The 18,174-nt window shown below is 56.1% G+C and carries 12 protein-coding genes; 9 read left to right on the top strand and 3 right to left on the bottom strand.

What is annotated here, in order from left to right; all coding sequences use genetic code 11:
- Positions 1 to 15: 15 nt before the first annotated feature.
- Positions 16 to 2,877 (bottom strand): PSD1 and planctomycete cytochrome C domain-containing protein, encoded by a 2,862-nt coding sequence (locus Fuma_RS08310; RefSeq protein ID WP_077023713.1) that lies wholly within the window; start codon positions 2,875 to 2,877, stop codon positions 16 to 18.
- Between the two features lie 356 nt (positions 2,878 to 3,233).
- On the opposite strand from Fuma_RS08310, the gene Fuma_RS08305 reads away from it, so the two are divergent.
- From Fuma_RS08305 to Fuma_RS08295, 3 genes are all read left to right on the top strand, one after another.
- Positions 3,234 to 3,872: a QcrA and Rieske domain-containing protein gene (locus Fuma_RS08305; RefSeq protein ID WP_077023712.1), complete on the top strand. Its 639-nt coding sequence runs from the start codon at positions 3,234 to 3,236 to the stop codon at positions 3,870 to 3,872.
- A 69-nt stretch (positions 3,873 to 3,941) separates the two neighbouring features.
- Positions 3,942 to 6,002, top strand: coding sequence for a cytochrome b N-terminal domain-containing protein (locus tag Fuma_RS08300; RefSeq protein ID WP_083732553.1), 2,061 nt, complete (start codon positions 3,942 to 3,944; stop codon positions 6,000 to 6,002).
- A gap of 76 nt (positions 6,003 to 6,078) precedes the next feature.
- A complete protein-coding gene (locus Fuma_RS08295; protein ID WP_077023710.1) occupies positions 6,079 to 7,194 on the top strand; it encodes a dipeptidase in 1,116 nt (371 codons plus the stop codon).
- A gap of 447 nt (positions 7,195 to 7,641) precedes the next feature.
- Here Fuma_RS08295 and fae read toward each other — a convergent pair whose 3' ends face one another.
- Positions 7,642 to 8,136, bottom strand: coding sequence for a formaldehyde-activating enzyme (gene fae / locus Fuma_RS08285; protein WP_077023708.1), 495 nt, complete (start codon positions 8,134 to 8,136; stop codon positions 7,642 to 7,644).
- Positions 8,137 to 8,530: 394 nt separating this feature from the next.
- Here fae and Fuma_RS08280 point away from each other — a divergent pair, with 394 nt between their 5' ends.
- The 5 genes from Fuma_RS08280 to Fuma_RS08260 all read left to right on the top strand — a co-directional run bounded on the left by Fuma_RS08280 (position 8,531) and on the right by Fuma_RS08260 (position 15,766).
- Entirely contained in the window at positions 8,531 to 9,913 is a 1,383-nt protein-coding gene (locus tag Fuma_RS08280) for a DUF1444 family protein (protein ID WP_145944051.1), read from the top strand.
- An 8-nt stretch (positions 9,914 to 9,921) separates the two neighbouring features.
- Entirely contained in the window at positions 9,922 to 10,629 is a 708-nt protein-coding gene (locus Fuma_RS08275; RefSeq protein WP_077023706.1) for an amino acid kinase family protein, read from the top strand.
- Positions 10,630 to 10,818: 189 nt separating this feature from the next.
- Positions 10,819 to 14,193: a PVC-type heme-binding CxxCH protein gene (locus Fuma_RS08270; protein WP_077028184.1), complete on the top strand. Its 3,375-nt coding sequence runs from the start codon at positions 10,819 to 10,821 to the stop codon at positions 14,191 to 14,193.
- A 5-nt stretch (positions 14,194 to 14,198) separates the two neighbouring features.
- On the top strand, positions 14,199 to 14,675 hold the full coding sequence (gene moaC, locus Fuma_RS08265; RefSeq protein WP_077023705.1) for a cyclic pyranopterin monophosphate synthase MoaC: 477 nt from the start codon (positions 14,199 to 14,201) through the stop codon (positions 14,673 to 14,675).
- Positions 14,676 to 14,788: 113 nt separating this feature from the next.
- Entirely contained in the window at positions 14,789 to 15,766 is a 978-nt protein-coding gene (locus Fuma_RS08260) for a polyprenyl synthetase family protein (RefSeq protein ID WP_083731897.1), read from the top strand.
- Here Fuma_RS08260 and map read toward each other — a convergent pair.
- Complete coding sequence (gene map, locus Fuma_RS08255) at positions 15,763 to 16,566, bottom strand: type I methionyl aminopeptidase (RefSeq protein ID WP_229360875.1); 804 nt, start codon at positions 16,564 to 16,566, stop codon at positions 15,763 to 15,765. The two genes, Fuma_RS08260 and map, sit on opposite strands and share 4 nt — an antisense overlap.
- Positions 16,567 to 17,336: 770 nt before the next feature.
- Between map and Fuma_RS08250 the strand changes: the two genes are divergently transcribed.
- Positions 17,337 to 18,059, top strand: coding sequence for a DUF4198 domain-containing protein (locus tag Fuma_RS08250; RefSeq protein ID WP_145944050.1), 723 nt, complete (start codon positions 17,337 to 17,339; stop codon positions 18,057 to 18,059).
- Positions 18,060 to 18,174 lie beyond the last annotated feature (115 nt).

Below are 18,174 nucleotides of genomic sequence, written 5' to 3'. Positions count from 1 at the left end.
ATATTCGTTTTGCACTTAATAGACGTAAAGCAACTCGTTGCTGTTCAACAATAGTAAACAAACATCGGCCATCGCTCGGGTCTGCGCTGAAACTGTCCAGGGCTTTTTGTCCGGTACATAGTCGTTGTACACGTTTAGTAGTTCGATGAATTCGAAGGGTTCCCCGGTGAATTCTTCGACCAGCGAGCGAGTCACCTGAGTTGGGTATGCGACTTCTTCAGGCGTATGGTCTTCGTGATAGGCCAGCATCTTTTTGTAGTACTCCAGCAGGCTGGATTGTTCGTGGGGCGAAGGTGTTCGGCCGAACGCCAGTCGCATGGCCTGATGAATTTGCGTGGCGGGGGCATTCGGCTGATCAGACTGCACGCGAGACGCAAACGCGATGGATCGGTCGGTGACCACGTCGCTGTTCATCAGTGTGAAGGCCTGAGGCGTCACGGCTGCGGCGTCTCGCAGTTCACAGCTTTCATTCGGGTTGGGCAGATTCAGGATTTCCAGCAGAGGGTCTGCCTGGCCTCGAACCCGGTAAGTGTAGATCGTACGACGGTTGCGTTCTGCCGGAGTTCGCGACGGCTGATGTGCCGGAGCAATCGAAAATTGAATCATGCGCGGCTGCAATGCGACTTCCATGTTCATTTCCGGCATGATGGGAACTCCGCCCATTTCTCGATTCAGTTCACCGCTTAACAGCAGCGCTGTGTCACGGAATTCTTCAGCTGTCAGACGCCTCGCCGGAAAACGAGCCAGCAGGTTGTTGTTGGGATCGACTGTTTCCAGATGCTTCAGGTTGTTATGGCTGCCGGATCGCTGCCACGCATCGGACGTCATAATCAGGCGATGCAGTCGCTTCACCTTCCAGCCGTTTTCAATGAAATCTGCGGTCAGCCAATCCAGCAATTCTGGATGCGTCGGCTTGCTGCCTTTCGCACCGAAGTTGTTCGCCGTTTTGACGATGCCGGTGCCGAAATGCGACTGCCAGATGCGGTTTACAAACGATCGAGCGGTCAGCGGGTTCTTGTCGCTGGCGATCCAGCGTGCGAGTTGCAGGCGGCGACCGGACAGGTCGTCGCTGATTCGCCAAGGATCGTCTTCAACAGGTTGTTGCCCAGCGCTTCCCTTGACTGGCAGCCCCGTGGCACTCAGCACGCCCGGTCCTACCGGATCGCCTTTGGCTTCCAGAGCACCGCCGGTCAGGATAAACGTGGGCGGACGCCATGATTTGTCGACCTTTGGGGCAGGCCGTAACTTGCGAGCGTTGGACCATTTGTCCGGGCCGTTGTACACGCTTTGAGCCATCGGCTGATAGCGTTCCAGACGGCGTTCCCAAATCCAGACGTCCTGTTCGCGTACTTTCTTGATGCCCTTTTCTTCAGGCGTCAGGCCCACGTGTCGCGGTGGCTTTTTGTCTTCCGGATCTTTCTGTCGAGCGTTCTCGTTTTTGTATGGGAGGTCATGTTCGGCGTACCACGCTTTTGCGGCCGCCTCCATTTTGTCGTTGACGGTTTTTAGATCTGCCTTCGCAAAGGCCAGTAGTTCTTCCACCAGCTTTCGCTTTTCATCGAAGCCGCTGAGGTTTTCTTCCTGCAGAAATTCGGCTTCTACTTCGGCTGGCTGAGTCGTCGCGAACGCGGCATAGATGCGGTAATAGTCTCGCGTCGGGATCGGATCGAATTTGTGATCATGACAGCGACAACAGCGCAGTGGCATCGAAAGAAACGCTTGCCCCGTTGTGTGGACAAGGTCGTCCAGGTAAATCTGGCGAGCTTCTTCCTGAGGAATCATGGCCGTTCCCCAAGGCCCCAGCCGTAGAAAACCCGTCGCGACCGCACCTTCTGCCTGGCTTAAAGAAAAGCCAATGTTCGATGCGACTGCTGCGTCCTTTTTCCGACTTTCAGATGTTGCATCTGCGATTTCGTCGCCCGCAATCTGCTCCATCACAAACTGATTGAACGGTTTGTCATCATTAAAGGATCGAATCACGTAGTCGCGGTATCGCCACGCGTTGCTGCGTTCGTAGTCGTTGCTGAAGCCCCCGGTGTCTGCGTATCGAACGACGTCCAACCAGTGCTGAGCTTGTCGTTCGCCATAATGAGGACTGGCCAGCAAGCGGTCGATGAGGTTCTCATACGCCTTCGTGGCATCTTTTTTCGACGATGCCTGAAATTGTTCGACTTCTTCCGGCGTCGGTGGAAGTCCCGTCAAGTCGTAGGTGGCTCGCCGAATCAACGTGCTGGCGTCAGCCCGTTCCGCCGGCTGAAGTTTGGCCGAGGCAAGCTGCCGACCGATAAAAAAGTCGACCGGATGATCCGCTTCGCCGGGCGACGGATCGAAGTCTGATTTCGACTTCACGGGCTGAAACGCCCACGTGTCTGCGGGCTGGTAGCGTCGGTACGTCCATTCGTCAGCGGTGCCGCCGCTGGTATCCACAATCAGGCCGTCTTCATTTTCACGGACGGCCCACTCGGCCTCGCGGATTTCCTGTTGTTTGGCTTCTTCCGGCCAGGGAGCTCCTAATTCTATCCAGCGTCGGACATACTCGGTTTGCCGTTTGGTCAGCCGATCGTTTTCCTTGGGCGGCATTTCGTAGCCCTCCCACATCACCGCCTGGTACAGCACGCTGTCCTCCGGCTTTCCGGGCACGATAGACGGATCGCCCGATTCGCCGCCTTCCAGCAGCGCTTCGCGCGAATCGACGGCGTAGTCGCCCTTGAGGTCATCCGGGGTTGAGGCATGGCAGCCAAAGCACTTTTCTTTCAGTAGTGGCAGCACCCGCAGAGTAAACAGGCGATCGCCCTCATCAGCCTGCACGCTGCAAAGCGATGCGTTCATAAGAAAAAACAGCGAAAAACAAGCCGCTAGTTTCTTAGTTATTGTCATTCCCGGTTTCCTGTCCACTGTTCCGTGTTTGCTCGCCTAAAGGTTGTTAATTATTTCATGCTGTCTTCGTTACGCAAGGCGGTTGTTGCAGCCAGGCAAAGATTTACTGGCTTGTGATTTGCTGCCTCGTCGGTTCCAATTAGACTCCCTCCTGAACCAGTCAACAATTCCTACCTAACGGAACAGACGCGAAAACATCAGCTGTGAGCGTGCCGCAAGGTCAATCGCTGGCGACAAGTCAGTCGCAATTGCGATCCCGTTCACAATCCTGAATGTTAAGCCAACTGTTTACAGAAGCGGTTTTGCGACGACCAACTGGTTCGTTCAATCCTACCTAAAGCTCAGAGAACTAAACCATGGGCGATACAAACAGCCCCGATACTTCTGCGCCTGCAGAAACGCCCTCAGACGCCGAGCTGTCGTCAGGCTCGGAATCTCGCCGCAACGCATTGGTGAGTGTCTTGACTGGCTTTTTAAGCTTCGTAATCGTGGCCATACCGTCGTTTCTGGCGGGCGCCTTCTACCTCGATCCCATTCTGCGACGGAAAAAGTCTGGCGGAGCGGCAGGCGGCGGTGCACTGGACGGTTTCATCAAGCTCGACGCTACCACAGATTCGCTACCAGACGACGGTACGCCGGTTGCCGTCACGGTGAAGTCGACGCTCGATGATGCCTGGAATCGGTTCAAAGACGTTCCTGTTGGCAGTGTCTGGCTACGGAAACAGCCGGACGGTTCCGTGATCGCGTTCAATTCGATCTGCCCACACCTGGGCTGCTCTGTGAATTACCGCCGCAGCGACGACGACTTTTTCTGCCCGTGTCACACAAGCTCCTTCGACCTTGACGGCACGAAGACAAACGAAGTTCCTCCACGCAACATGGACGAACTGGAAATCATCACGGCAACAGACGGCGAGCCTGGCAAAGACGGCAAGGAACTTTGGCTGAAGTTTCAGAACTTTCGCGGTGCGACAGAACAGAAGATTCCTGTTTAGCACGCGACGACGCAGTTTGAACCACCACACTTTCAGCCCACTGGCGACGACATACTGGATTGAATGGCAATGAACGCTCTGATGGCATGGCTTGATAACCGTACCGGCTACAAGTCTTTGATGCACGAAGCTTTGTACGAACGAGTGCCCGGCGGGGCTCGCTGGCGATACGTCTGGGGCAGTACGCTGGTCTTCACATTCGTTCTGCAGGTGATTACCGGATTCATGCTGTGGTCGGCGTATAGCCCCAGCACTCGCACCGCCTGGGAAAGTGTTTATTACATTCAAAACGAAATGACGCTGGGCTATCTCATCCGCGGCGTGCATCACTTTGCGGCTCAGGCGATGGTCGTGCTGATGGCCATTCACCTGGTGCAGGTGATCATCGACGGAGCGTACAAGGCGCCGCGAGAAATCAATTTCTGGCTTGGCATGGTACTGATGATGATCGTGCTCGGTCTGTCACTGACCGGGTACCTGCTGCCGTGGGACCAGAAGGGCTACTATGCGACTCAGGTGACGACCAATATTATGAGTCTCACGCCGGTGGCGGGAGCCGAAGTGCAAACGCTGGCTCAGGGCGGCAATCAATACGGGCACATGACGCTGACTCGCTTTTTCGCCATGCATGCAGGAATACTTCCCGCGCTGCTGGTGGCGTTTCTGGCGTTGCACATTTACTGCTTCCGTCGGCACGGCCTCACCGTCCACGACGAAAACCACGCACCCGAAACTTCGTTTTGGCCTGATCAGGTTTTGAAGGACGCCATTGCGTGCCTCGCTGTTCTGGCTGTTGTACTACTGTTTGCCATCTTCAAAGGAGCTGAACTTAGCGCGCCCGCTGACGCGGCGGTGAAGTTCGACGCGGCTCGCCCGGAATGGTACTTCCTGTTTCTGTTTCGCTTTCTGCGATTTCACGCGGTGGAATCCATCGGCCTTGTCTGGGGAGCCATCGTGTTGCCCGGTGTGATCATGGGCGTGATCGCATTGATGCCGCTCACGCACAAGTTTTTGGGTGAGTTCGGACATACACTGAATAAAGCGTTCATCTGGCTACTCGGCGCGGCAATCGTGGTCCTCACTGCCATGGCGTTCATCGAAGACAGAAACGACATCGACCACCAGGCGGCTCTAGCCGAAGCTCACCGAGATGGCGGGCGAGCGGTGGAACTCGCATCGGGACCGGACCGCATTCCTGTGGATGGAGCGGTCGGGATGCTGCGGCGCGATCCGTTTACTCAGGGGCCGCGACTGTTCGCGAAGCATTGTTCCAGTTGCCATCGCTACAACGGTCACGATGGCCGTGGCATGCTGGTTACAGAAAAGAAAAAAGTTGCACCACCGACGGCGTCTGATCTCGGTAACTTCGGCAGTCGCGAATGGATGCGTTCCATTGTAGTCGACTATGCGGCTCATCTGTCACCGCTGAAAAATGCGGGCTGGTTCAAGGACGCGAAGGCGAAGGAAGAAGCTGGCGAAGACGTCACGTATCTGAATCCGGACGAATCTGAAATGGCCGACTGGTCGGGCTATCCGGAATCGCTGCTGTCGGACGAGAACTCCGAAAACCTGGACGCGCTGGTGGAGTTCCTCTATTCGGAAGCGAATCCCGGCTACATACCGGCCGATGTCAAAGAGCGAGAAGAATGGGTGAATGCCCTCGCAGCCAATGAACAATTGGCCGCGAAAGGTCGAGCTGTCGCTACTGAAGGCGCATGGGCCGGAGACCTGGAAGGCACGTCGTGCGCCGATTGCCACACAACGATTGGTGAAGACTTCGTGGCCGTCTCTGATGATGACGCTGATGGCTATCCCACGATGGCGAAATATGGTTCGGCCAAATGGTTGACCGACTTCATTCGCAACCCCGGAGCGCCTCGCCACTACGGTGCAAAGAATGAAATGCCGGCTTATCCACCGCAGCAACTCACGGACGAAGACCTGAACCTGCTGGTCCGCTGGCTGACTCACGACTATCTGCCTTCAGACGTGCCCGACTACCCCAGTCGACTTGGTGATCTGCCGTCGGCCGGAGACGCCGCAGCCGACAGCAATGAAGCTGACGAGGATGCAACGGAGGGGCAGGACCTGGAAGAGAACGCAGGCGAAGAAGCGACTGAGCAAGAGTAACCGGAGCGAGGCTGCATCTTCGTCTGACGGCGACGCTTCTTAAACTTAAATCCTCATCCCCATTCTGGATGTTCCCATGTTGCGATCTCCTTTGTTTCTGATGCTGCCGTTGTTGGCGACGACTGTCTTTGCAGAAGACAAGCAGCGTTCGCCGGTAGTCCTGACGGAACATGGTCGCGAAGTGCATTCCGCCGGCATGCTGTTTGACGGGCACAACGATTTGCCGTGGCAGATGAGGGAAATCGGGAGTTCCTCGTTTGATGTCTTCGACATCCGCAAAGCTCAGCCCAAGCTACACACAGACATCGACCGTCTTCGCAAAGGCGGCGTGAAGGCTCAGTTTTGGTCGGTGTATGTGCCCGCCGAAACGGACAAAGCTGGCACAGCACTGCTGCAAACCACCCAGCAAATCGACCTCGTCGAAAACATGGTCAAACGCTATTCGGACGTCTTCGAAATGGCGTCAACACCGGACGATGTCGAACGCATTGTGAAGTCCGGAAAAATCGCCAGCATGATGGGGATCGAAGGCGGCTACTCTATCGAAAATTCGCTGGACAATATCAAGCGGCTATACGATCGTGGCTGCCGATATATGACGCTCACGCATTCCAAGTCGCTGGAATGGGCCGACTCCGCGACCGACGAACCTCGCTGCGGCGGACTGTCTGAATTCGGCGAAGCGGTCATCGCAGAAATGAATCGCGTTGGCATGCTGATCGATCTGTCTCACGTGTCGGCCGAATGCATGAGGAAATCACTGGCCGTCACCAAAGCGCCCGTGATCTTTTCACATTCTTCTGCTCGAGCTCTCAATAAACACCCTCGCAACGTGCCGGACGACATCCTGAAAATGATGCCGGACAACGGTGGAGTGGTGATGGTGAATTTCTATTCGAAGTTTGTGATCCCCACAAAGCAACTCGAAAAAGACGACACTCATCCCGGCAGCATTCACGACGTTGTTGACCACATCGAACACATCATCAATGTCGCAGGTATCGACCACGTCGGCATCGGTTCCGACTTCGACGGTGTGCCCAGGTTGCCTGATCAACTGGAAGACGTCTCCACGTACCCGCTGATTACTCAGGAACTACTCAACCGCGGTCATTCAGCGGCCGACATTCACAAGCTGATGGGAACCAACGTCATGCGAGTTCTCAGGGCAGCCGAGGCGGTTCGCGAATAGTCCAGTTTGGCGAACTTGATCAACACCTCCAGCGAACAACGTGAGCACCGCCGGCGCAACTGTCTTCGACCGTCACCCGCCTGCCACGCCAACCGCCCGCCGGGGCATCCCGGCGCACGAAGAAGCCCGGCTTGTTTGAGAAGCCGGGCTCCTGATCGTGTAATTGCTTCGACGTTTCGAACGTCACAACACCGCCAGCGAACAACGTGAGCACCGCCGGCGCTTCAGTCTTCCAACCGTCACCCGCCTGCCACGCCAACCGCCCGCCGGGGCATCCCGGCGCACGAAGAAGCCCGGCTTGTTTGAGAAGCCGGGCTTCTAATCGTGCAATTGCTTCGACGTTTCGAACGTCACACCACCGCCAGCGAACAACGTGAGCACCGCCGGCGCAACGGTTTTCCAACCGTCACACGCCTGCCACGCCAATCGCCCGCCGGGGCATCCCGGCTAGCCTGCGTAGAAGGGGTGATCAGCAGTGTCTCGTTGAGCGAGGACATCGTCGATTGATGGCTCGTTCTTCATGGCTCGTTCGATCGCCTGCTTTGTGGCTTCGTAGTTGTATTCGTAGATCTTTTTGTCGTCAGACGCATCCCAGTGAATGAAAACGCCGCAAACGATGCACAGGTTATCGGCCTGATCTTTAGGAATCGCGCCAGACTTAACGCAGTCAGCGACGGCATTGGCAACGGCTTTTTGAGCTGGGCCGAACATCTGCACAGCCTGCTTGGCACCTTTGATCGTCACTTTCGTGATCATCACGGTGGATGGCTTTACGGCAAGGTTTGGCGTACCAGCCAGAAGGTTGCTGTGCCCCATTTTCTGGTCGGCCAGAGCGTTTGCGAACGCTGATCCGACAGGTCCACTTTTGTCGCCGATCAGCAGGTCGATATGAGCGACTTCGTTTCCTTCACCAACAAGCGATTCACCAACGTACATTGACATCAAAATTGCCTTCTTAATTCAAAACCGACACACGAAATTCGGGCTACAGACAACGCGTCTCAACCACGGTCGTACTTTCAGAAACGGCGGAACGACGACAAATCGAAGGAAAAGCTCCGCTTTGTGGCCCCGGCCAACCGCGAAGCATCGCGTTTTTTTCCTCATTCTTCAAGCGACGAGGCGGGAAAAGCGGCGAGTGAGCAGGCGGGAGCGTGAAGAGGGTCGATTGGGCAGGAAAAGCACGCTGCGGGCAATTTCACAAGCGAAGAATCTGGCGCGTTCTTCGCAGCACCGAACCGTTCGAACCTCGCTTTCAGATTCTGACTTCATCCTGCTTGTCGACGTCCCTACACTATCTCAAGTCCTTTTCCATTTACGTCGCTTTGAATCTGCTATGTCTGAGGAATCTGATTCGCCTCCTGATCCTATGAGCGGTTTCTCGGAATTTCGAGGGCCCGCGAATTGGTTCACGTTGCAGGTGCCCGCGATGCTGAACCTGCAGCAGACCGAAGCGTTTTTCGAAATCACGCCGCGCATGGCGTCTGCTGCAACCACAGACGCAGGCCCCGCCCGAGATCAGGATGAGTCTACCGCACCGCTTGGATCAAAAAAGAACGCGGTTGATGCGGCATCGCTGCCATGGTCGCTCACCCTGTACGCCGCGTGGGTAGAAGAAGATCAGCCCAACACAGACGCCGCGTCGTTTAGCCCGGCGACTTTGTTTCCCAGAGTGATCAAAAGCAGCTCCGCCGGTTCCCTTCCGATCGATGCGACCAATCGGTCGTGGACCGGACAGTCCATCAAAGCCAATGGTTCATGGTGGCGCCGGTTGTTTCAAAAGCGAAACAGCTACGAATGGCGATTGTGGGTGATTGAGTACCAGCAAATTATCATGGTGGCCAGTCTGCAGTCACAACAGGGACGCGCACTGGACGTCGAAACGGTGAACGTCTGCAACCACGTGCTGTCGTCAATTTGCTTTGCCGAAGAATTGGCTCGCCCACCGGAGTTATTCCGCCGCGAGGTTGTTGGCCTGGCTCGTAAACACTTCCCTCTGTTGGAAGTCACTCCGGCTGGCAACTTTGGCATACGCATCAACGAATCAGAAATTCATCTGACGAACTTCTACCGTTCTTACCTTCAGGCACCCGATCGCCTGAAGCAGATTGTGCTGCCCGGCATTACCACCGTTGTGAGGCTTCAGGAATGGGGGCCGGAACAGTTGATGCCTGCTCTGGACGCCGTGGCCGACCGCATCATGCCGATGCTGTATCCGGAATCCGAAGCGGAATCATCGTTGCAGGAATTTGTGCGAGTTCCCTGGGTGGCAGGTTTAAGCATCATGTTCGTGGTGGACGAAGACGACACGTATCGCTTTGTCCACAAGGCCATGTTGAAGACATGGGACGTCACCGCCGAAGATCTGCAATCACTGGCGATGGATAATCTGGCGCGGTTTGCAGAAGACCACCCGCTGGAAGTGACTCTTGTTGGCGAAGACGACGATCCAAGGATGCTGGTCCCCGTTACGCCGCACGCCTACAACACCGTCAGACTTCTGGGCGGCGAACTGCACGGTCGGCTGCGTCAGGTTTTGGGAGCCGAACTTGTGGTCGGCGTTCCGAACCGCGATTTCTTTGTGGCGATCTCGCTGAACCACCCGAAGCTGATTGGAGAAATTCAACGGCAGGTGGCTTACGACTTTCAGGCGATGCACCACCCGCTTACCAGCCGGCTGTTAGTGATTTCTGCCGATGGCGTCAGCGAATACTGTTAGCAAATACAGTGAGCGTTTTCAGAAAGTCGCCGCCGTTGTCAGCCGCCAGCCAACGTTCCGCATGCAGTCTTATTAAGCTGGGAGGCAGTTTGCTGCAGAGCGACCATTCGGACGGCGCTCAATGTGCTGGTTCTAATCGTGGCAGCGTCGTCGACCGTTTGCTGGCATTGGTCGATCGCGAAGAACTCCTGAACGTGGCCGTGCTTGTCGGCGGTGGTGAAGCGGCCGATTTGGTGCGCCGGTGGGATCGGCAATTCGGTCTGTCCGACAGTGTGGCTCATACGCTGGCTATCGAATCGATGTCGCTGAATGCGAAGTTGCTGGCTTCGCTGCATGACCGTCTTGTGCTGGTCAATTCTCTGGCGGAATGGCGAAGCACGCATGACTCCTCGCCGGACACTGTTGCTATACTGCACCCAACGAACATCGTGGCGGAACTGGAACTCATTCACGCCGCTTTGCCGCAATCGTGGGACGTCACGAGTGATTCTCTCGCAGCGTGGATCGCCGTGTGTTGTCGCGTGCCGCAATTGCTGTTGCTGAAGTCCACCGACATTGACGTTAGCGCTGTCGAGCACGCTCGCGTCGCATTAGCAACCGTGCTGGCTGACAGCGGCGTCGTGGATTCTCAGTTTCCGCAGATTGCCTGCGATGTCGAACACTTCGCGTGGTGCAACTTTCGCGCCCCGGCGTGCCGTACGCTGGCGCTCTGGTAGCGGCGCTTCTGCTGGGCGGTTTTCAGTACGGCAGCGGCGAAATGTGTGGCCGAGTTCCAGGAAATCAGGCCGCAGGTCGTCAAACCAATTGTTTCACACACGGATCACGTCACAATTTCGGCAGTCTTGCGCCAAAAGCCGCCCCGGGTCGAACATCAGATCTGCCACCTCCAGCGTCAAACTCAGCCCATGATTCGAATTCTCACCGCCGCACTCTTCTGTTGCCTGCCTCTTCTGTGCCGGGCAGACGAATACCAACCGAAAGTTGCGGAAGCTTCCAAAGACGCCGAACTGGCGTTGGAAGGCTTCGTGCTGCCCGATGGCATCCAGGGCCGTTTGCTGGCCGCCGAACCGAACATCGCAAATCCTGTTGCGTTTTACGTGGCGAACGACGGGCGAGTCTTCGTGTGCGAAACGTTTCGTCAGGAAATCGGCGTCGAGGATAACCGCAACCACATGGACTGGCTGCACAACGATCTGCGGCTGGAAACTGTCGAAGAGCGGCTGGCGATGTTCAAGAAGTATCTGGGTCACGAAGTTGAAAAATATGCCACAGAACACGATCGCATTCGTCTGCTGGAAGACACCAATGGCGACGGAACCCTGGATAGTTCAAAGGTGTTCGCTCAGGGCTTCAACAACATTCTGGACGGCACCGGCGCGGGTGTGTTGGAACTTGATGGCAACGTGTACTACACCTGCATCCCGAAGCTGTGGAAGATGCAGGACACAGATGGTGACGGCAAGGCGGATCGCCACGAAGCGTTGCATCACGGGTACGGCGTGCGAGTCGCGTTTCGAGGCCACGACATGCACGGCCTGGTCGTTGGCCCGGACGGACGTTTATATTTCAGCATCGGCGACCGTGGCTACAACGTGATCACCAAAGAGGGAACTCGGTTAAAGCGACCGGACAGCGGCGCTGTGTTCCGTTGTGATTTGGACGGAACGAACCTGGAAGTCTTCGCCTACGGATTGCGAAATTCTCAGGAACTGGCCTTCGACAACAACGGCAACCTGTTCACCGTCGACAACAATTCCGACAGTGGCGACCAGGCTCGTTTGGTCTACGTCGTGCAGGATAGCGACAGCGGCTGGCGGATGTACTATCAGTATCTGGACGATCGAGGCCCCTGGAACCGCGAACGCATGTGGTACCCTCATCAGGCCGACGACGAAACCGCGGCCGTTCAGCCCGCCTACATTCTGCCGCCGATCGTCAACATCAGCGACGGCCCGTCAGGCTTCACATTTTACCCGGGACTTGGGTTGGCCGACCGATATAACGATCACTTCTTCCTTGCCGACTTCCGAGGCACCGCTGGGAACAGCGGCATTCGCAGCTTTGCGGTTACACCAAAGGGAGCCACCTTCGACATCACCGACTCGCACGAATTCATCTGGTCAATTCTGGCGACGGACGTGGACTTCGCTCCGGATGGAAGCCTGTACGTGACCGACTGGGTCAACGGCTGGACGGGCGAAGGGAAAGGCCGCCTGTACCGTTTTGCAGACAAAGAACACATCAGCGCTGTCACTGGCGCGAACGTGACAAAGCTGCTGGCCAGCGGTTTGACAGATTTCAAAGCCGAAGAACTGATGGAATTGCTCAACCACGCGGATCGACGCGTTCGGCAGATGGCTCAGTTTGAACTCGTCAAACGCGAAGAATTCCCTTTGCTGCTGAAAGCCGCGGAATCGCTAACGGACGACACAAAAAGCCGCCACGTAATGTGGGCATTGTGGCAGTTCGGACTTCAGTCGGCGGAACGAGCGACCAAAGTTGCGGCGGCGTTTTTGCAGCATTCCAGTTCTGAATCAGAAATCACGACTCAGCAGTTGAAGATATTTGCGGACCTTGCGCGGCGGCATCCGATCGATGCCGTCCTGCCTTCTGATCTGCGAGCTGCATGGCGCGAGCGGGCAGCGGAGCTGACCAAAGTCGCGGATTTACGAGTCGCTGGTTTTGCGGCTGTTGCACTCGGGAAGATTGGCAAAGCCGAAGACGCCGCCCCGCTGATCAAGCTGTTGACTCGCAACAACGATGCGGATCCCGTGCTGCGGCACCAGGCTGTGATGGGACTCGTGCCGCTCGCCGAACGATCCCCCGGCAGCTTACTGAATTTTGTGAACAACCCTGAATCCACAACCGCCACGCAACGGGCGCTGGCGGTCGTATTCCGAAGAACCGACGACATGGCCGGACTGAGTAAGCTCGGATCGGGTGATCCGGAGACGAACCTGGAAGTCGCTCGGGCATTGATGGACGAGCGAACCGGAACCGCTAAATTCATGGTTTTGCATTCCGTCACATCTGACCTTAAGGGCGATTTACTTCGCCGAGCTCTTGAAGCCATGTACAGAATCGGGAGCGATGAGGCAGCGACACTTGTCGCTGAATTTGCAAGCAATGGCACAACCGACGACAGCATGCGCGCCGTCGCTGCCGAGATGCTAAAAACATGGAACAATCCTCAACAGACCGACACCGTTAACGGCCGTTGGCGTCCGCTGCCTCAGCGAGAAGTTTCTGGCTTGGACGAAGTCGTTCGGCCTCATCTTGCCGGCATGCTGGCAGGGCCGAAAGAAGTTCGGCAGACCGCGATTGAAGTCGCCGCGATGCTGGGCCTGAAGGATGTGATCCCAACGTTGAAAGAAATGCTGGCCGACGACGCTGCAGAAGAAAATACGCGAGTGGCAGCGTTTAAGGCGTTGGCGAATCTGGAAGCCGATATCGATTCGCTATTGAACAAAGGGCGAGGCGATATGTCGGAAGCCATTCGCGTCGCCTCGCTGGAACTGTTAGCCGAACGACGCCCGGAAGATGCCGTTCCCGCGTTGAAGTCGACACTGGACGTTGGCAGCGTCAAAGCCAAACAAACCGCGCTGCGGCTGTTGGGGCAGATTAACACACCGGCCACTGCAGAGGTCCTGGCGTCAGCCTTCGACGCGTACAACAAAAACATGCTTCCTAAAGCGGTCGCTCTGGATCTGCTGCAGGCTTCAGAAGCTGTTGGCAGCGATAAGTTGACTAAGCTGGTCAACAATTTCCGTATGGACCAAAAGATGATCGGCACAAAAGTGGCCGAATGGAATGAGTGTCTGGAAGGTGGCAATGCGGAACGCGGTCGCACGGTGTTCTTTGGCCGAGCCGCCGCGTCGTGCCGTCGCTGTCACAAGGTGAATGGCGAAGGAGCCGACGTGGGGCCCGATCTTTCTGCCGTCGCCAAAGACAAGGACCGTACCTATCTGCTGGAAGCGATCGTCGACCCCAACGCCAAGATTGCCAAAGGCTTCGAAACGACAATCATTGTCGACATCAACGGACGTATCCATTCGGGCATCATCAAGGAAGAAACAGCTGATGTCGTGAAGCTGATGACGCCCAAGGGAGCGATCATCACCGTAGCGACGGACGACATCGACGAACGAGCGAAAGGCCAAAGCGGCATGCCGTCCGATATCACCAAGGCGTTGAGTCGCGAAGACGTGCGGGATCTGGTCGAGTTTATGGCCGGATTAAAGACTGCCAAAGACGGCAGTCACGGCAAGGAAGGCGAGTAGATCGCATGACCAGCCTGACTCATTTTGACGATGACGGGGCGAGCCGGATGGTGGACGTTTCGGCGAAGCCGGTTTCCGATCGGATGGCCAAAGCAGAAGCCACCGTGTTCATGCGACCAGAAACTTTGCGGATCATTCGCCAGAAGGAAATCTCAAAGGGCGACGTCCTTGAGGTGGCTCGACTGGCCGGGATCATGGCGACCAAACGCACCGACGAACTGATTCCGCTCTGCCATTCGTTGGGCCTCGATTCCGCAAGTATTGAGTTCTCGTTCCTCGACGAAAAGTCACTGCACATCAAGAGTACGGTACGCGTCGCCGGGAAAACGGGCGTGGAAATGGAAGCTCTCACAGCCGTGAGCGTCGCCGCTTTAACGGTCTACGATATGTGCAAAGCGATTGACCGGGCGATCGAGATTTCGCACGTGCGGTTGTTGGAGAAATCGGGCGGGAAGAGTGGACATTTTATTCGACACAACTAAGAAAAGGCGAGTCGAGGACTGCAATCCTCAGGTTCGCTCGGCACATCGTGATACGGTCGGCGGTTTTGCAAAATCCACTGACCCGTAACACGGCAACGGACGGAACACGGACGATGAACGCGTCAACGCTTAGCGCGAGCGACCTGAAAAAACAACTGCTGGAACATCTGCAAGGCGACCTGCAGGCGGTTAACGAAGTCATGCGGCGCAAGCTGGAAACTCGCAGCAGTTTCGTCAGCGACGTCACTCAGCACGTATCCCGATTCCAGGGCAAGCAGATTCGGCCCATGTTGCTGCTTCTGACCAGTCGGATGATTTCCGGCCGCGCAGATCGAAATGCCGCGATGCTGGCGGCGTCCGTCGAAATGATTCATCTTGCCACATTGGTGCATGATGACGTGATCGACGAAGCGGAAACTCGCCGTCACGTCACAACTGTCCATCGCCGATGGAACACAGAAACCAGCGTCCTGCTGGGAGACTATTTGTTCTCGAAGTCCTTTCACCTCGCAGCATCAACCGGCGACGCAGAAGCCTGCCGACTAATCGGACTGGCCACCGACCGCACGTGCGAAGGCGAATTAAACCAGTCGGCCATTCGTGTTGACGGATCGACAACGGAAACGGACTACTTCCGCATCATTCGCGATAAGACCGGCCAGCTATTTGGCCTCAGCTGCCTGCTGGGTGCTCGAACGGCTGACGGCAACACCGCACAACAAAAGGCGGCTCGGCGCTTTGGTATGCGGCTGGGAATGGCTTTCCAGATTGCGGATGATGTTCTGGACCTGACCCAAACCACAGCAGAGACCGGCAAAGACGCAGGCAACGATTTGCAAAACGGCCGTTTGACGCTGCCGCTGCTGCGAGCGTGTCAGTTGGCGTCGCCGGAAACTCTTTTCCGTAACGGCGCGAACGATCGAGAATCGTTGTGCGAAGTTGAGGCAGTTCAGGAAGGTATCCGTTCGGCTTTAGAAACCGCCGAAGACCTGGTGACAAAATCGATCCGCGACCTGACTCATTTTCCAGCGTCCGCTGATCGCAGCTTTCTGGAACTGATCGCAACCTTTGCCGTGCAACGGCGCAGTTAAAACACGTGGCCTTCCTGAGGACCGTCCTGCGTGAGTGTCAAGATTTCCGGGCCGTCTTCTGTCATGAGCACCGTGTGTTCAAACTGAGCGGATAGAGATCGGTCCAGCGTGCGGACCGTCCAGCCATCGTCCTTGTCCACTTTCGTCTTCCACCCGCCAATGTTTAGCATCGGTTCGACCGTGTAACAGGTTCCCGGTTTCAGCAGATCGCGCCGCGACGTTGGCGTTGGAAAATGCGGGATGCCTGGATCCTGGTGAAAGTCCTGGCCAATGCCATGGCCCTGGTATTCACGCACGACGGCATAACCGTTTTCTTTCGCGAACGACTGGATTGCTCGGCCAATCAAAGACACCGGTCCGCCGGGTTTGCAGGCGCGGATGCCAAGAAACATCGCGTCAAACGTGGTCTGCACCAATCGTTTGGCTGCGGGTGTCACTTCGCCGATCATGAATGTTTCTGATTGATCGCCGTACCAGCCGTCAACAATCGTGGTGATATCAACGTTGACGATATCGCCGTCTTTAAGTGCGACATCGTTGGGAATGCCGTGGCAGACGATTTCGTTCACGCTGGTGCAAATCGTATTGGGATACCCGTGGTAACCCAGGCAGGCCGGCGTGTGGCCGTGGTCAAGAGTATATTCGTGAGCCAACTGATCCAGTTGTTCGGTTGTCGTGCCGGCTTGAACGTGCGGCCGCAGCATGTCCATCAACTGAGCATTAAACTGAGCGGCTGCTTTCAGCTTCTCAATTTCTTCGTCGGTTGTGTATCGCGGGATTTTTTTTAGCAGACGCGTCAAGATAATGCTCCGAAACGCCGCTTAAGATCAGTCAACCGGCAGGAGATGAAAAAGGAATCGACCTAATTATTGTCGTTGAAAGCACTTAGTCAACGTGAGGGCGGCAGACGGCGCGATTTTCCGCCGTTCGGTGGTGCTGATAACAATGATCGGACCCAACCGATCGGTTGCGCACACGATGTTCGCACTTCACGATGACTGATGAATCCGCACTTCCGGTCACACGAATTGTGACTACAGGCACACGCACCTGACTACAGGTCTCCGCCGCTGCTCACACCGCCAAAGCAAGTAGGGTCCGCTGTGCGGACCAACTGTTAACAGCCCGCAATTCCCGGCCAGGGTCGAAGCCTTCCGTGAGCTTCCGACGGGAAGGACGTTTTCATTGCAGGCAACGATGAGGAGAGACGCCGATGGGCGTCCACGAGTGAGTCGTGGTCGCGATGCCTGCGTGACAGTCACTCAAAGGACGGCTACGATGTTGCCTGAGGCGATCAGTCAATTGGATTGATTCCGCGGGGGCGAACGTCGTCCTCCGCTCACGAAGCGGAACACTTCAACACACGATCATGAGTCGCCTTCCCTGCCGTCGCGTAGGTCGCAATTTATTGGCGAGCGGCTAGCGAGAGTGTACCGCGAACACGTAGGCGCGTCTCTCCGAGACTCGATTCAGCGTCTCGGAGAGACGCTGCTACGTGGGACAAAAGTACTGACCGCCCGCCATTATCCGCGAAACTGATCATATTATTTAAATCTATTTGGAGACTCACGTGGTCCAGCGAATTGTTCTTCTCATGGTGGTCGGGGTGGCCTTCACACATTCAATCGCGGATGCCCATTATCTATGGGTAAAGATCGACCAGGGCAATGGTGATCACGGGACCGCGAACATCTACTTCGAGCATTCGGCTGCGGCGGGCGATGGCCACTATCTCGATCCGTTTCTTGAATCAAAGACAACCTGGATTCGAACTGTCGCAGAGATTGAACCGAAGCGGCTTTCTCTCGTTGAAAAGCGGGCTGAGCCTGATAAGCGATGGGTAGAGACGCCTTTGCCCGCTAAGAATCCGAGGAGTGTCGACAGCTATTGGTTGTTCGGCGTGTATCAGTACGGGAAGACCAATGTTCTGCTGCACTATTATGCACGGTACCTCGACGTGGACTCCCATGAGGATCTTCACGAACTCGGGCGAGCTGACCAGATGGCTCTCGACATGGTTCCGCACGATTCCGGGAGAAAGCTTGAGCTACGTGTACTCTGGAACGGCAAACCCGTTCCAGACAGTGTCGTTCATGTGCGGGGCCCGAAAGGATACAAGCACAATTTCACGACAGACAAACGGGGTATCGTGAGGCTTACGATTGGTGAAGATGGCGAATACAGTTTTCGCACCAGCTTCGAAGAACAAAAAGCAGGTAAACACGGAGAAGAACAATATGAGTCGATCCGTCACACTGCAACGCTCATGATGACGCTGCCCCTGTCAGAATAAGTTTCGCCGACGCCTTCGGTCTGGGATACATCGAGCAAGGCCGCCGGTTCCGGTGCCCCGAGCCGCATATCGCTGCGCTGGGCGCGGGGCCCGCACACCAATTCCTCAAACCACA

It is taken from the genome of Fuerstiella marisgermanici (assembly GCF_001983935.1).
Taxonomy (GTDB): Bacteria; Planctomycetota; Planctomycetia; order Planctomycetales; family Planctomycetaceae; genus Fuerstiella; species Fuerstiella marisgermanici.
Note: the sequence above shows the minus strand (reverse complement) of the source record. Positions and strands in the feature narration are given on the sequence as shown.

What these genes read in the sequence shown, in the direction of transcription:
- Fuma_RS08310 (WP_077023713.1), bottom strand. Translation starts at nt 2,877, where the DNA reads ATGACAATAACTAAGAAACTAGCGGCTTGTTTTTCGCTGTTTTTTCTT.
- Fuma_RS08305 (WP_077023712.1), top strand. Translation starts at nt 3,234, where the DNA reads ATGGGCGATACAAACAGCCCCGATACTTCTGCGCCTGCAGAAACGCCC.
- Fuma_RS08300 (WP_083732553.1), top strand. Translation starts at nt 3,942, where the DNA reads ATGAACGCTCTGATGGCATGGCTTGATAACCGTACCGGCTACAAGTCT.
- Fuma_RS08295 (WP_077023710.1), top strand. Translation starts at nt 6,079, where the DNA reads ATGTTGCGATCTCCTTTGTTTCTGATGCTGCCGTTGTTGGCGACGACT.
- fae (WP_077023708.1), bottom strand. Translation starts at nt 8,136, where the DNA reads ATGTCAATGTACGTTGGTGAATCGCTTGTTGGTGAAGGAAACGAAGTC.
- Fuma_RS08280 (WP_145944051.1), top strand. Translation starts at nt 8,531, where the DNA reads ATGTCTGAGGAATCTGATTCGCCTCCTGATCCTATGAGCGGTTTCTCG.
- Fuma_RS08270 (WP_077028184.1), top strand. Translation starts at nt 10,819, where the DNA reads ATGATTCGAATTCTCACCGCCGCACTCTTCTGTTGCCTGCCTCTTCTG.
- moaC (WP_077023705.1), top strand. Translation starts at nt 14,199, where the DNA reads ATGACCAGCCTGACTCATTTTGACGATGACGGGGCGAGCCGGATGGTG.
- Fuma_RS08260 (WP_083731897.1), top strand. Translation starts at nt 14,789, where the DNA reads ATGAACGCGTCAACGCTTAGCGCGAGCGACCTGAAAAAACAACTGCTG.